This is a genomic window from Streptomyces indicus (genome assembly GCF_900100315.1).
GTDB classification, from domain to species: Bacteria; Actinomycetota; Actinomycetes; order Streptomycetales; family Streptomycetaceae; genus Streptomyces; species Streptomyces indicus.
The window spans coordinates 437,513-451,982 of record NZ_FNFF01000003.1; the positions used below are offsets into that span (position 1 = coordinate 437,513).

Here is a 14,470-nt window from a genome sequence, read left to right on the forward strand (position 1 = left end):
GTGCGGGGGCTGCGTACGGGATCAAGTCCCCTCACCGGACCACGAGTTGGGTCAGGAGCAGGCCTGAGCCGTGGGTCTCGACCTCGAAGAGGCCGGTGCGGTCGGCGGTGAAGGTCAGGGAGGCCGGGCGGCCCGCAGCGAGGTCGGCTTCCTTGTCGTAGCCGTGTACGTGGAGCGTGTCGGCGCGGTCGCTCGTCACCGTCAGGCGGATGCGGTCGCCCTTCTTCACCTCGATGCGTCCGGGTGCGGGGTCGACCTGCTTGCCGTCGATGGTGATCTTCAGCGTGCGGTCGACGGCGGGCTCGGCGGGCTTGCTGGGCTTGTCCGGGGAGACGTCCGGGGCGTCGTCCGGCGGGGTGCTCTGTCCGTCCGGGTGGCTCACCGTGATCGTCTGTTCCACGGGGGCGCCGCCGACCGCCCACACCGTGTGGTCGTCCGCGTAGAGGCGGACGGTCAGGCGGTGGCTGCGGTCCGGGACGAAGATCTCGGGGATGTGGTGATGCTTCCCGTAGACCCGGCCGGCAGGCTTTCCGTCCACGTAGAGGCGTGCGTAGCCGCGCCCGGGCAGCGCGGCGCCGCCCACGCTGTCCGGGGTGAAGCGGAAGTTGCGTACGGTCAGGGCGAGTTCCCAGCCGTCGTCGCCCGGACGCGCGGCGAACTCCTCGACGGACGGGGCGCCCTCGGCCGCGACCTCCCGGTACCGGTTGCCGTCCTCGTCCTTCGTGTCGAGCAGCCGGCCCGTGCTGCCGCTCGCCTCCTTGTGGCTGGTGCCCGGCTTGTGGTGGGTGGTCGGGCGGTCGGTGCAGCCCGCGGTCACGCCGGTGAGCAGCAGCGCCACGGCGACTGCGCGCACCACCCGCCGGGCGGACCGGGCGGACCGGGCAGGCTTGGCGGACCGGACGGCCCGCCGCTCGGTCCGCTCGCCCTCACGCGCCGCTCCCCCGGGCCTCCTCACGCCGGCACCTCCGCCTCGTTCACGGCGGGCGGCGGCTGCTCCTCTTCCGCCGGCTCCTCGGCGGGCGCCTCGCCCGCGCGCTTCGCCGCCACCACCACGGCCCAGATCACCCATACGACACCGAGCAGCCCGCGGATCCAGGCCGGGCCGAGCGGGATCCAGGGCAGCATGACCACCGCCTTGTCGAAGGCGTCGAGCAGCGTGAGCACACCGAGGGCCACGGTGACCCAGCCGAACCACGGCCGTTCGCGCCGCAGCACCACACCCGCGCCGACCCACCACGCGCCGATGAACACCAGGGCGACGGCGGGCAGATACCCGGACTGGAGACCCTTCGTCGCGCCGGCCACGTCCAGGACGAGCCCGACGAGCCCCGCCGCGCAGGCCGCCGTCGCCCACCGGTGCGTGCGCAGCCGGCGCCACCACAGCACCCCGCCCACCAGGGCGAGGACCACCGCGATGCCGAGGGCGACCTGCACCTCGATGCGCTCGATGCCCGTGGCGCCGTACCAGTCGCAGCCGGCCGGCAGGCGCGCGGCCCGCGCGTCGTAGTCGGCGCACACCAACAGCGCGGCCAGTTTGGTGGGTTCGCCCGCGAGCCGGTCCGAGCCGCCCGACAGATCGCCGCGCTCGGAGCCGCACTCCGGCAGGGCGCGCGGTGTGGACGCGCCGGCCGAGCCCTGCCAGCAGTTGCCCTCGCCCTGCCCGTCCCACCACACGTCGGTGGCGTTCGGCCGGGACTTGCCCTGCTTGTCGATGCCGAGCTTGTTGCCCGCGTACCGGTTGTGGTGCGAGGTGTCCGCCTGCTTCGACCAGGCCGACTCACCGCGGATGAACGCGGGGACGGCGCTCAGGAAGAAGGCGGCACGGTCGTGCCCGTAGACCCAGTTGTTCTCGTACAGGTTCCAGTTGCCGCCGGCGGTGATGATGCCGGTGCCGGGCGGCATGGAGATCTGCGGGCAGACCACCCCGTCCTCGTAGCCGCGGTCGACGGGGTCCTTCGCGCAGGTGCCGTCGGCGATGTACTTGTAGTAGTCCGCGTTGTTGTCGTGGATGTCGTTGCGCTCGAACTTGGCGTGGTTCTGCGGCAGTCCGGGGTGGCCGGGGAAGGCGGAGTCCATGGAGGCGCCGCCCATGTTGTGGTCGAACTCGTTGTCGTGCACCCAGACCGAGTCGCCCGCGGTGCCGCTGTAGCCGACCATGTTGTGGTGGCTGCGGCAGCCGGTGATCTCGATGGAATAGCGCGGGACGTCGTAGCCGCGGCCGTCGTTGATGTTCGAGGCGCTGCCCGGGTAGATGCCGGAGTCGCCGTTGCCGTACGACTCGCAGTTCTTGTAGAGGCCGTGGTCGCTGGCGAAGGTGAGGAAGCCGTACTCGTCGTTCCAGCGGGTCAGGACGTTGTCGATGACGAAGCCGTCGCCGGCGAGCACGTAGAGGGAGTTGAAGGTGGTCCGCTGGGCGGTGAAGTTGCGGAAGTAGATCCCGTCGCTCTCGTCGGCGCGGATCGCGTTGAGCTTCCCGTACTTCGCGTCGATCACCACGTCGAGCCGCGAGGCGCCCGTGCCCTCGATCTGCAGGTCCTTCTTGCCGAGGATCGCGACCAGGTTCTGGTTGTGCGGGCACTGCTTCTGCTGCGCGAACGACAGGATCTGGTAGCCCAGCTGCGAGTCCTTGGCCTTGAGGTTGGCGCAGGCCCCGGTGGGCTTCGGCTGCGAGGGCTCCTCCTCGTAGAGGCCGGGCAGGATTGCGATGTTCATGCCGGGCTCGTCGACGGCGTCCACCGCCTCCTGAAGGTGCCGGAACCCGTCCTTCTGGCACTGCGCGAAGAGATCGAGGTTCTTCTCGCGCAGGTCGGCCGGGAAGCCGGATATCCGGCGCTCGAAGTCCGCGCGGTCGTCCTTGCACACCAGCAGGTCGGGCGGCCCGTCGCGGTACGTGGGCACGCTGCCCGAACCGTCCGGGAACGTCACCGGGCGCTCCTCGTGCGCCGCGGCGACGGGGGCTGCGGTGAGCGCCGCGGCGAACGCCGCGCACAGCGCGACAAGGACGGCGAGAAGCCTTCGGGTCCATGACATGCGCGAGAGAGTAGAGGATTGTTCATCTTTCCGGACCCCCTGCGGCAGCACTTTCTCCGCCGGCCGCCGATCCCCGTCGCGGCCGCCCTCCGCGGCAGATCCCCGCGCCCGTCCCGCCCTCCGCGGCAGATCCCCACGCCCGGCCCGCCCGCCCCGTTGACGCACCCCGGCCCGGAATCCTACGGTGGACCATAGGATTCCTTCAGGCACCGGGAGCGCCACCATGAACGGCATCGAGCAGGCGAGGAAGACGGCCCAGGAGCTCACGTATCTCACCGGCTTCGGCAACGAGCACAGCTCGGAGGCGGTGCCGGGTGCGCTGCCGGTCGGCCGCAACTCCCCGCAGCGCGCACCGCTCGGTCTCTACGCGGAGCAGCTCAGCGGCAGCGCGTTCACCGAGCCGCGGGCGCACAACCGCCGCTCGTGGCTCTACCGCATCCACCCCTCGGCCGCGCACCCCGCCTTCACGCGCACGGACAACGGCGGGATCCGCACCGCGCCCTTCACCGAGACCGTCCCCGACCCCAACCGGCTGCGCTGGAACCCGCTGCCGGCCCCGGCCCCGGGCACGGACTTCGTCGCGGGTCTGTGGACCCTCGGCGGCAACGGCGACGCGGCGCAGCGCACCGGCATGGCGGTGCATCTGTACCACGCCAACTCCCCCATGGAGCGGCGGGTGTTCAGCAGCGCGGACGGCGAGCTGCTGATCGTCCCCGAGCAGGGCGGGCTCCTGATCCGCACCGAATTCGGCCTGCTGCACGCCGAGCCCGGTCATGTGGCGCTGATCCCGCGCGGGGTGCGCTTCCGTGTGGAGCCGCTCGCCGATGCGGTACGGGGGTACGTCTGCGAGAACTACGGGGCGCCGTTCCAGCTGCCCGACCTCGGCCCGATCGGCGCCAACGGGCTTGCCAACGCACGGGACTTCCAGGCGCCGACCGCCGCGTACGAGGACGTCGAGGGCCCGGTCGAGGTGCTCAACAAGTACTGCGGCAACCTCTGGAGGGCCACGTACGACCACTCGCCGCTCGATGTGGTCGCCTGGCACGGCAACCATGTCCCGTACGTGTACGACCTGCGCCGTTTCAACGTGATCGGCACGATCTCCTACGACCACCCGGACCCGTCGATCTTCACCGTGCTGACCTCGCCCACCGACACCCCCGGGCTCGCGGGCGTCGACTTCGTCGTCTTCGCCCCGCGCTGGCTGGTCGGTGAGGACACCTTCCGGCCGCCGTACTTCCACCGGAACGTGATGAGCGAGTACATGGGCCTGATCGAGGGCGCGTACGACGCGAAGACTGCGGGCCCAGGGGGTTTCGTGCCGGGCGGCGGCTCGCTGCACAACATGATGTCCGCGCACGGGCCCGACCGGGAGACCTTCGAGAAGGCCTCGGCCGCGGAGCTGAAGCCGCAGAAGATCGACGACGGGCTCGCGTTCATGTTCGAGACGCGGTGGCCGGTGACGCTGACGGAGCAGGCGCGGGACGCGGACCATCTGCAGACGTCCTACGACGATGTGTGGCAGGGTCTCGAACGGCACTTCAGGGCGTAAGTCCCGTGCCGGCGCCGCCTCGTGCCCGGCAATGACCCAGCCGCGACCGGATCGGATCGGAGTAGCCAGTGACCGCTTTCGCACCGGACTCGATCGTCCTGAACCGCAAGCTGCCGCTCTGGTATCAGGTCTCGCAGTCCCTGCGCGCCTCGATACTGGGCCGCTCCCCCGAGGCACCGCTGCGGCTGCCCACCGAGGAACAGCTCGCGCTGCACTACGGCGTGAGCGTCCTGACGATGCGGCAGGCGCTCAAGGAGCTGGAGGACGAGGGGCTGATCAGCCGGCACCGGCGGCGCGGCACGTTCATCGAGCCGAGCGCGCAGCGCAGTGCGCCGGTCAGGCTGCTCGGTTCGGTGGACGCGATCGTGGCGCAGCAGTCGGGGATGGCGACCCGGCTGCTCGACCACGGCAAGGCGCCGGTGGATGCCGAACTGGCCGCGTTCTTCCCGGACTTCACCGAGGTGGCCACGTATCACCGGCTGCGCAGCGACGAGACGACGGGCGAGCCGACGAACCACGCACGCAATTTCGTCCGGCCCGACCTGGCCGAGCGGATCGATCCGGACGATCTGGTGCGCTGGCCGATGACGAAGGTGCTGCGGGACGGGGTGGGCATCCGGATCAGCCGCATCACGGACACGGTGGAGGCCCGCCTCGCGGACCCGGAAACGGCCCGCCTTCTGGAGGTACCGCTGCTCAGCCCGATCCTGCACTACACGGGGGTGACCTTCGACGAGTCCGGCTCCGCGCTGGACGTGGCCCGGATCCTGTACCGGGGGGACAGATTCTCGTTCACGGTGACGCTTGATGCGCATTGAGTTCTTGCGTGCATCGGTGCCCCGACCCGAACCCAAGCCCCCACCCAGGTCGAGCCGCCGCCGACCCCGAACCCCCGTTCTCCCCCCATGGGTACGATGCTGGGCGTGACGCAAGATGAAGCGCCGCTAGTTCGGGAGCTCATGCCGTGGGGGGTTGCGCCGTTGCGGATCGGGCGGGAGTGGCCGGTCGCGCCCGAGGCGGCGTCGCTGAAGGTGCGTTGGGACGCGTTGATGCGGGCCGAGGGTGCCGGGCGTGAGGCGCTGTTCCGGAGTACACGGTCGCGCACCCTGCGCACCAGCGTCGCCCAGCTCCCCGGGCAGCGGACCCGTACCGCACCGCTCGCCCACGACTCCGGACCCTGCCCCGAGCTCGTCAAGGTGCTGCACGGCCCCTTCGACGAGCAGTGGCTGATCGCCGATCACCGGCTGATCGACAGCGCGCGCCCCGAGGTGTGGCGCGTGGCCGGGCCCGAGCAGCTGTTCCTCGTCGAGCTGGGGTACGTCCCCGAAGGCAGCGGTCCCGCTCTGCTCGCCACCTCCCTGATCCCCGAAGGCCGTTCGCCCGCGGGACGCCCCGGCCGCATCCTGCCGCTGTACCGCAGGCCCGGCGGCAGCGAGCCCAACCTCGCGCCCGGGCTGACCGAGTTCCTGGGAAGGCACTACGGGCGTGAGGTGCTGCCCGAGCACCTGCTGACCTGGTCCCTTGCGAGCGGCCGCGTCGGCGCCGAGGGCGTGCGCGTCCCGCTGCCCGCCGACCCGGACATCTGGGCCCACGGCGTGGAGCTCGGACATCGGCTGCTCTGGCTGCATCTGCGGACCGGGGAGCGCCCCAAACTCCCGGGCGGGCGGCGCCCGTACGTCCGCGCCGCGCTGCCGCCCCGCCCGGCCGAACTGCTCTACGACCGCGACGAGGAGACCCTGCACCTCGGCGAGGGCCGGATCGCGCCCGTGCCGCCGGAGGCGTGGGACTTCCATGTCAGCGGGGTGCGGGTGCTCGAGTCGTGGTTCGCGCGGCGCACGCAGACCGCCGAGCCCGGCACGCTCGCCGCGCTCGGCCCGCGCGCCTGGCCCCAGGAGCGCACCTCCGAGCTGCTCGAACTCATCACCGTGCTCGCCCTGCTCGCCGAACTCAGGCCGCGTCAGGACGAGTTGACCGCCTCCGCCGAGGCCGACCCGATCGGCGCCAAGGCGCTGCGCAAGGCGGGCGTGCTGCCGGTGCCCGACGCGGCGCGCCGCCCCGCCTCCGTCCTCGACCACCACGAGGAAGGCCCCGGCGGCCAGTTCGCCCTGCTCTGAGGCCGGCCGGCCGGCGGTTCGCGGCAGGCGCCGGCCGGTGGGCGGTCACGCTCGTAACGGGCCTCCGCGTCACCCCGCCCGAGCCCTCCCGCGTCACCCCGCCCGAGCGGCCCCTTCCTCGATGCCGTCGCGGTGGATCCGCCCCCGCGCCACCAGCTCCAGGACCACCGCGACCGCCACCGCCTGCACGGCGAGCAGCGCCACCAGGACGAACAGCTGCACCGCCCCGGCCTGCACCGGGGAGGCGCCGCCGAGCAGCATGCCGACGAACGCGCCCGGCAGCGTCACGAGGCCGACCGTACGCGTCTGGTCGAGGCCGGGCAGCAGCGCGTCCGACGCGGCCGGGCGGGCGATCTCCAGGCGGGCCTCCGCGTCGGACAGACCGAGCGCCAGACCGGCCTCCACCTCGCCGCGCCGGGTGTGGAGTTCGTCGAGCGCGCGCCGGCCGCCGAGCACCGTGGCGGTGAGCGCGCCGCCGATGAGGATGCCCGTGACCGGGATCAGCGTGATGCCACGGAGCGGCACGAGTCCGGTGAGCAGCAGCGCCAGGACGACGGGGAGGACACCGGCCGCGATGGGTGCGGCGGCCCACCACCAGGTGGCGTTGGCGGTGATACGGCGCCCCGCGGTGCGTACCGCCACCGCGTACATCAGGAGCAGGAAGCACAGCAGCAGCGGGACGGCCTCCACCACCCAGCCGATCAGGAGCGAGACGGCGGCGAGTTGGGCCGTGGCGCGCACTCCGGCCACCGCGATCTCGCGTGCCCTGCCCCGGCCGCCGTCCGCCGAGAGCCGGGCGTACGCGGCGACCGCGACGGCCACGACGAGCAGGACGGCGAGGACGGCCCCGAGGGTGACGTCGACGGGGAGCAGCGTGGCGGCAGCGGTCTCGGACACGGGCCAACCCTATGGCGGGGCACCGCGCGGCCAAGGCGGAGGTCCGGAACGGATCACGGGGTGACAAGGAGCGGACGCGGGGTCGAGGATCGGCCCATGGTCATGGCTCACCTCCCCGAATCCGCCTCCCGCCCCGAATCCGCCTTTCGCCCCGAACCCACCGTCACCTCCACCTCTCCATCCGCCCCGGCCGCCGCGCCCCTCCCCCTCGAAGGCATTACGGTCGTCGCCGTCGAGCAGGCCGTCGCGGCGCCCTTCGCCACCCGGCAGCTCGCCGACCTGGGCGCGCGCGTCATCAAGGTGGAGCGCCCGGACGGCGGCGACTTCGCGCGCGGTTACGACACCGCGGCGCGCGGTCTGGCCTCGCACTTCGTCTGGGCCAACCGCGGCAAGGAATCCCTGGCGGTGGACCTCAAGGACCCGCGCGGACTCGAGGTCGTACGGCAGCTCATCGCCGAGTCCGACGTGTTCGTGCAGAACCTCGCGCAGGGTGCCGCGGCCCGCCTCGGCCTGGACGCGGCAACGTTGTGCGCGGCCCATCCCCGCCTGGTCGCGGTGGACATCTCGGGTTACGGCGCCGGCGGCCCGTACGCGGACCGGCGCGCGTACGACATGCTCGTGCAGTGCGAGGCCGGTCTGGTGTCGGTGACCGGGACGCCGGAGCAGCCGGTCAAGTCGGGGATCCCGGCGGCCGACATCGCCGCCGCGATGTACGCGTTCTCCGGGGTGCTGGCCGCGCTGCTGCGCCGGGCGACGACGGGCCGCGGCGGCCCGGTGGAGATCTCGATGCTCGAAGCGCTCGTGGAGTGGATGGGCCACCCGCTGCACCACACGATGCACGGGGGCACTCCCCCGGCGCGCACCGGGCTCGCCCACGCCGTCATCGCGCCGTACGACGCCTATCCGACGGCGGACGGCGCGCGGGTGCTCTTGTCGGTGCAGAACGATCGGGAGTGGCGACGGCTGGCCGAACTGGTGCTGCTGCGCCCGGAGTTGGGCACGGATCCGGCGTACGCGACGAACGCGGCGCGGACCGCACGGCGCGCGGACACGGACGCCCTGGTGGCCGGGGCGCTGGGGAAGATGACGGCCGACGAGGCGCTGGAGCGGCTGGACGCGGCGGGGATCGCCTGTGCGCGGCTGCGGGATGTGGCGGAGGTCGCGGCGCATCCGCAGCTGGCGGCGCGGGGCCGCTGGCGTGAAGTGGGCTCCCCGGTGGGGCCGTTGGGGGCGCTGCTGCCGCCCATCACACTGCCGGGGACGGAGCCCGTGTGCGGGGATGTGCCCGCGCTCGGGGAGCACACCGAGGCGCTGCTGCGTGCCGTGGGGAAGTCGGACGCCGAGATCGCAGTGCTGCGCCGGGACGGTGTGGTCGCCTGAGCGCGGGCCGGGGTCACGGGCCTACGGGCCCGTGGCGGACCGCTCGCCGGCTCAGTGGCCGCCGAAGAGCGAGCGGGTGAGCCTGCGCAGCGGCGCGAACAGCGAGACGCGGCGCACGCGGGCGCCCCGGGTCGTCCGCTCGCGCGGCACCTCACGCGACGTGAGCTCGCGCATCAGCGAGGTCGCCTCGGCCACCTCGCGCTGGGGCACGGCGGGACCGCCGAGCACCGCGAGATGGCGGTCGAGGCGCGAGCTGGTCGCGCTGCTCCCGCACGTGATGGCAGGGACTCGCGCCCTGCTGCGCACTGTTATCTGTTCCATGTCACTCCCCACCCGTACGAGGGCACCCGGCCCGGGCAGGTTAACCCTATCGCCCCGCCATGACACTCGTGTATCCCGGTCGCATGATTCACCTGCCCGATAAGGGGGTTGACGACTACTCCCCGAATATGTCCGATTCCAGGGCGAGTTGAACGAGCGGACGGTCGGCGGGTGCGGGTGATCCGCCGTCGGGTTCGGCGGTCGCCGCGAGGGCGGCGGCCGGAGCTGGAAGCCCTTCGCGACCAGGGGTTCCGCGCCCACGAGCAGGCCGGGTGGCCTGGGGTCCCCACTCCCGCCGACCGCACTTGGTGATCTTCGCCACTGAGCGGCGTGGGGTGTCCGGTGACCGTAACGATCTCTTCCCCGAGCCGGGGCCGGGCGTCCACGGTGATCGAGTGCCCGCCCGGAAATCGCTCACCCGTCGGACGCGCATCCGGCGCCGAGCGCATCTGTGCGCTCGCACGGGCCTGCGCCCGCTCCCGCGCGGACGTATACGCGTACGAATCATCGAACGGGTCGAATCCGGGCGGAACCGTCACCCCCGCACCTGGCGTCTCACAGCCGTCGCCGTACGCGCCGCCCCGTTCACGAGCGCCTTCGTGGTCTTCGCGCTCGGATGCGGATTGGCGCTCAAGGGGGCGGCAACTGCGCTTGGTTGAGCTAGTTTGGTACGGATTGGCTCGGCTGCGGATGGGGGGTTCGCCCATGAGTGAAGTGCCGGGCGCCACAGGAGGTTCCGCGGGGGCTCAGCCTCTGATCGCCGGCCGCTACCGGCTGCTCGGACCGCTCGGGGAGGGCGGTATGGGCACGGTGTGGCGGGCGCGCGACGAGGTGCTGCACCGCGAGGTCGCCGTCAAGGAGGTCCGCGCTCCGGCGGGGCTGCCGCAGCGGGACGTGGAGCGGATGTACGCGCGCCTGGAGCGCGAGGCCTGGGCCGCGGCGCGGATCTCGAACCGCGGCGTCGTCACCGTCTACGACGTGGCGACCCAGGACGGCCGTCCCTGGATCGTGATGGAGCTGGTGCGCGGGCTCTCGCTCGCGGACGTGCTCGACGCGGAGGGTCCGATGTCCCCGCAGCGCGCCGCCCACATCGGCGCCGACATCCTGGGCGCGCTGCGGGCCGCGCACGAGGCGGGGGTCCTGCACCGCGACGTGAAGCCGGGGAACGTGCTGCTGGCCAACGACGGCCGGGTGGTCCTGACGGACTTCGGTATCGCGACGGTCGAGGGCAGTTCCGCGCTCACCATCACGGGCGAGGTGATCGGCTCCCCCGAATTCCTGGCTCCCGAACGGGCGTTGGGGCGCACGCCTGGTCCGGAGTCGGACCTGTGGTCGCTGGGTGTGCTGCTGTACGCGGCCGTCGAGGGCTACTCGCCGTTCCGCCAGGACACCCCGCTCTCCACGCTGCGCGCCGTGGTCGACGAGGAGCTGCCGCCGCCGCGGCGGGCCGGTGCGCTGGCGCCGGTCATCGAGGGGCTGCTGCGCAAGGACCCGGCGGAGCGGATCTCCGCGGCGGACGCGGAACGCGATCTGCGGATCGTCGGTGCGGGCGGCGCGCCCACGACCGGTTCGTCGCAGATCCCGTTCATGCCGACGATCGCGGCCGCCTCTCCTCCGCCGCCGCCGCGCGAGCCGACGACGCCCGTCTCCTCCGTCCCCGTGGCCTCCGGCTTCCCCTCGCCTGCCACCACGGCGACCGCGCCGTCCGGTGACCGCCCGCGCCGGGCCGCGCTGGTGCTGATCGCCGGGATCGCCGCCCTGGCCCTCGCGCTCGGCGGTCTCGCGTACGCGCTCCTGAACCGGGACAACGACAAGGAGCCGACGGGGAGTTCGCAGGGCAACGGCGACAGCCAGGGTTCCGGGGGCGGCGGGTCGACCGGCAGTGGTGACAGCAGCGGAGGCAGCGGCGGCAGCACGGAAAGCAGCCCGGGGGACGACACCGGCGGCGGCGGTGAGGACACCGGCGGATCGGGCGGCGGGAACGGCGGTACGACGACCACGCCGCCGCCCGAGCACTCCGTGACGGTGACACTGGAGCGCGACAACGGCGACTACACGGGCCCCTGCCCGCCGGCCGACGCCGACTATCCGCACTTCACGGCCACGTTCACCGTGGGCCGCGTGCCGGTGACGGTCGAGTACCGGTGGGTGGCCGAGCCGGCCGGCACGACCGACGCCGGCTGGAAGACCCTCGAGTTCGGCGGCGACAAGACCCAGCAGATCAACCATGTCGAGGCGGGCTACCCCAGCGAGGGCACGTACGAGGGGACCCTCAAGGTCGAGGTCCGCAAGCCGGTGGCCGCTCAGTCCGACACCGTGACGTACACGATCACCTGCGAGGACGTGCCCCCGGCCGACGGCGGGACCGAAGGGGGCGGGGGCACGTACTCACCGGGCGTGGAGCAGTCGGCGCTTATGCGACGTCGTTGAACGCGGGGAGATAGCCGCCCGACTGCCCCGAGGCCGTCGGGTGGTAGGACTCGCCGATGTTGGTCCACTTCACGCTGTGCAGCCAGGAGTCGCCGGAGCAGATCTCGTGGCCGGTGAAGCGGGGCACGACGGAGGCCCAGGTGAAGCCGTGGTCGCGGGCGCGCTTTTCGGTGGCGGTGTTGAGGTGGTCGGCGGCGGAGTTGATCGCGGCCCGTTCGTTCTCGGTGAGGCCGGCGAGGCAGGAGCCGTTCAGCTTGTAGAAGCGGGGGTAGCCGAGCACGACGACGTGGGCGCCGGGGGCCCGGGAGCGGATGGCGGAGTAGGTGGAGTCGAGGCGGCCGGGCAGCGTGGTGTCGACGAAGGACCTGGCCTGGTTGATCCGCGCGATGCAGCTGCTCTCCGACTGCAGGACGCAGGTGGTCATGACGTCGGCGAACCCGGCGTCGTTCCCGCCGATGGAGATCGACACGAGGGTCGTGGTCGAACTCAGGTGGCCCAGCTGCGAGTTGAGCACGTTTGACGTGGTGGCGCCCGAGCACGCGTCGAAGTGGAAGGAGGCCGGGGCGTTGGCGTTCGCCCACAGCCGCGGGTAGGCGCGCGTGCTGCGCTTGCAGTCGCCGCTCGCGCTGTCGTAGCTGCCGGCCCCGACACCCGAGGAGTACGAGTCGCCGAGGGCCACATAGTGCTCCGCCGCCGCCTGCGCGCCGGCCGCGGGACCTGCGCCGGTGAGCGCGAGTCCGAGAGCGAGGAGGAGTGACGTGACATACGCCGTGATACGGGCTGGTCTCATGGAACCTCCCTTAGCAGGATCTCTGCCACATCCGTGGTACCAGCCCCCAAATGTCACGGGGAGTGTGCATGCCATGAATGTTCGGCGCAGGGAGGTTCACAAGTGGGGCGCGACGAGGGCGCGTTGAGGTTCGTTCACAGCCAGGTCACAGCCTGCCGTGCCTTCTTGACGGGTCGTCGGGACGCGGGCCAGAGTGAAGCCCGGCATCCGGCGCGTCGGGGGGCAAAGTCGCCAATGCAGACCATCGGGAACGACAGCGACAACTCATCAGCGGACGGCAGAGCGGGCGAAGAGCGCCCGCGCGGAGGCGACTTCGGACTGCTGTTCGCGGGGGCGGCCACCGCCGTGGTGGCGGCCGGTGCCTTTCTCGCCTTCGGTGACTTCGACTCCCCGCTGCGGGGGCCGCTCACCCTTCTCCTTCTTCTCGGTGCCCCTTCGGGCGCTCTCGCGATTGCCCTCGGCGGACTGCAACCGTGGGGCCGCTTCGTCGCGTCTCTAGCTGGTGGAGCAGCACTCAACCTCCTTGTGGCACAGGCGATGCTGGCCATGCACATGTGGTCGGTGCGCGGCGGCATGGTCGCGGTGTGCGGGCTGTCCCTGGCGATCTGGGCCCTGGCCCTGCTGACCCGGAGGCATCCCGACCGGATGCGGCGCACGACGAAGAGCTCCGAGACGTAGGCGGACCATCGACATGGACATCAGCGTGTACCGCCCCGGCGAGCTGAGCGCCGCCGACGTGACGGCGTGGTCCGCCCTGCAGTCCAAGGCTCATGTGCAGGGTCTGCCCGGGCTCTCCAATCCCTTCCTGGCGCCCGAGTTCGCGCTCGCGGTCGGCCGCAGCCGGCGCGGGGTGCGGATCGCGGTGGTGCGCGAGGCCGGCGAGCCCGTCGCGTTCTTCCCGTACGAGCGGACGCTGGCGGGAGTCGGCCGCGCCGTGGGCCTCGGCCTGTCCGACTGCCAGGGCGTGGTGCACCGGCCCGGATTCGCCTGGGACGCGCAGGAGTTGCTGAAGGCCTGCGCGCTGGCCGTCTGGGAGTACGACCACCTGGTCGAGGGGCAGCCCGCGTTCGAGGCGACGCGGACCGGGTGCTTCGCCTCGCCTGTGATCGATGTCGATCAGGGTTACGAGACGTATCTGAGGGAACTCAGGCTTCGCTCACCGAAGTTCACGAGCCGGACCCTCGCCAAGGGCCGCAAGCTGGAGCGCGATCATCCCGTGGTGCGCTATGTGCACGACGAGCGCGATCCCTCCGTCCTTGAGACGCTCAAGGCGTGGAAGTCCGCCCAGTACCGACGGACCGGACGCAGCGACCGCTTCGCCAAGCCATGGATCAATCACCTCGTCGACCGTCTCTTCCACACCCGTTCCGACACCTTCACCACCCGCCTCTCCGTGCTCTACGCCGCGGACCGCCCGGTGGCCGCCCACTTCGGGCTGCAGTCCGAGCGTGTGCTGACCTGCTGGTTCCCGGCGTACGACCCGGAGTTCGGAAAGTTCTCGCCCGGCCTGCTGCTGCATCTGCGGATGATCGAGGCGGCCGCGGCGGAGGGCATCGCGTATCTCGACCTCGGGCGGGGCCCGAAGGAGTACAAGGACTTCCTCAAGACGCGGGAGATCACCGTGTCCGAGGGGTGGGTGACACGCCGTCACCCGGTCGCGGTCGGACACCGGGCGCGCCGCGCCCCGGTCCGGGCGCTGCGCAACACGGTGCAGAACAGGCCCGAACTGTTCGCGCCGGCCGACAAATTCCTCAAGACCGCGGGACACCTCAGATCCCGCCTTGTGAGGCCCGGGACAAAACCCGGCTCAGGCACCGGCACAAGGAACTGACAATTCCGCATGTGCCGGCGGAAGTTCTGAGAAATCGACGCAATGGCGCAACAAATGTGAGACCTCGTTCCAGGTCTTGCCATACAGTCCCAAACATCAATACCGTCTTAGATCCACCCGCACCG

Annotated in this window: 12 protein-coding genes; 7 read left to right on the forward strand and 5 right to left on the reverse strand. The window is 71.9% G+C overall.

Annotation, left to right across the window (positions count from 1 at the left end; genetic code table 11):
- Positions 1-31 precede the first annotated feature (31 nt).
- Positions 32-955, reverse strand: a complete 924-nt coding sequence (locus BLT97_RS11520; RefSeq protein ID WP_342742719.1) for a cupredoxin domain-containing protein — start codon at positions 953-955, stop codon at positions 32-34.
- Positions 952-3,030, reverse strand: coding sequence for a right-handed parallel beta-helix repeat-containing protein (locus tag BLT97_RS11525; protein ID WP_093608844.1), 2,079 nt, complete (start codon positions 3,028-3,030; stop codon positions 952-954). Before BLT97_RS11525 ends, BLT97_RS11520 begins: the two co-directional genes overlap by 4 nt.
- Positions 3,031-3,253: 223 nt before the next feature.
- Here BLT97_RS11525 and hmgA point away from each other — a divergent pair, with 223 nt between their 5' ends.
- The 3 genes from hmgA to BLT97_RS11540 all read left to right on the forward strand — a co-directional run bounded on the left by hmgA (position 3,254) and on the right by BLT97_RS11540 (position 6,696).
- Positions 3,254-4,582 (forward strand): homogentisate 1,2-dioxygenase, encoded by a 1,329-nt coding sequence (gene hmgA / locus BLT97_RS11530; protein ID WP_093608846.1) that lies wholly within the window; start codon positions 3,254-3,256, stop codon positions 4,580-4,582.
- A gap of 68 nt (positions 4,583-4,650) precedes the next feature.
- Entirely contained in the window at positions 4,651-5,400 is a 750-nt protein-coding gene (locus BLT97_RS11535) for a GntR family transcriptional regulator (protein WP_093608848.1), read from the forward strand.
- A gap of 96 nt (positions 5,401-5,496) precedes the next feature.
- The gene (locus BLT97_RS11540) at positions 5,497-6,696 is read left to right on the forward strand and encodes a type ISP restriction/modification enzyme (RefSeq protein ID WP_176953738.1); all 1,200 of its coding nucleotides are present in this window, start codon (positions 5,497-5,499) and stop codon (positions 6,694-6,696) included.
- A gap of 93 nt (positions 6,697-6,789) precedes the next feature.
- On the opposite strand, the gene BLT97_RS11545 is transcribed toward BLT97_RS11540, so the two are convergent.
- Complete coding sequence (locus tag BLT97_RS11545) at positions 6,790-7,593, reverse strand: ABC transporter permease (protein ID WP_176953726.1); 804 nt, start codon at positions 7,591-7,593, stop codon at positions 6,790-6,792.
- Positions 7,594-7,689: 96 nt separating this feature from the next.
- On the opposite strand from BLT97_RS11545, the gene BLT97_RS11550 reads away from it, so the two are divergent.
- Entirely contained in the window at positions 7,690-8,973 is a 1,284-nt protein-coding gene (locus BLT97_RS11550; protein WP_245769252.1) for a CaiB/BaiF CoA transferase family protein, read from the forward strand.
- Positions 8,974-9,024: 51 nt separating this feature from the next.
- Here BLT97_RS11550 and BLT97_RS11555 read toward each other — a convergent pair whose 3' ends face one another.
- Positions 9,025-9,294 (reverse strand): hypothetical protein, encoded by a 270-nt coding sequence (locus tag BLT97_RS11555; RefSeq protein ID WP_093608850.1) that lies wholly within the window; start codon positions 9,292-9,294, stop codon positions 9,025-9,027.
- A 705-nt stretch (positions 9,295-9,999) separates the two neighbouring features.
- Between BLT97_RS11555 and BLT97_RS11560 the strand changes: the two genes are divergently transcribed.
- Positions 10,000-11,724, forward strand: a complete 1,725-nt coding sequence (locus BLT97_RS11560; protein WP_245769253.1) for a serine/threonine-protein kinase — start codon at positions 10,000-10,002, stop codon at positions 11,722-11,724.
- Here BLT97_RS11560 and BLT97_RS11565 read toward each other — a convergent pair.
- Positions 11,708-12,514, reverse strand: coding sequence for an SGNH/GDSL hydrolase family protein (locus BLT97_RS11565; RefSeq protein WP_093608854.1), 807 nt, complete (start codon positions 12,512-12,514; stop codon positions 11,708-11,710). The genes BLT97_RS11560 and BLT97_RS11565 overlap by 17 nt on opposite strands.
- 234 nt (positions 12,515-12,748) lie before the next feature.
- Between BLT97_RS11565 and BLT97_RS11570 the strand changes: the two genes are divergently transcribed.
- The gene (locus tag BLT97_RS11570) at positions 12,749-13,192 is read left to right on the forward strand and encodes a hypothetical protein (protein ID WP_093609062.1); all 444 of its coding nucleotides are present in this window, start codon (positions 12,749-12,751) and stop codon (positions 13,190-13,192) included.
- Between the two features lie 13 nt (positions 13,193-13,205).
- Positions 13,206-14,345 (forward strand): GNAT family N-acetyltransferase, encoded by a 1,140-nt coding sequence (locus BLT97_RS11575; RefSeq protein WP_093608856.1) that lies wholly within the window; start codon positions 13,206-13,208, stop codon positions 14,343-14,345.
- The last annotated feature ends 125 nt before the right edge of the window (positions 14,346-14,470 follow it).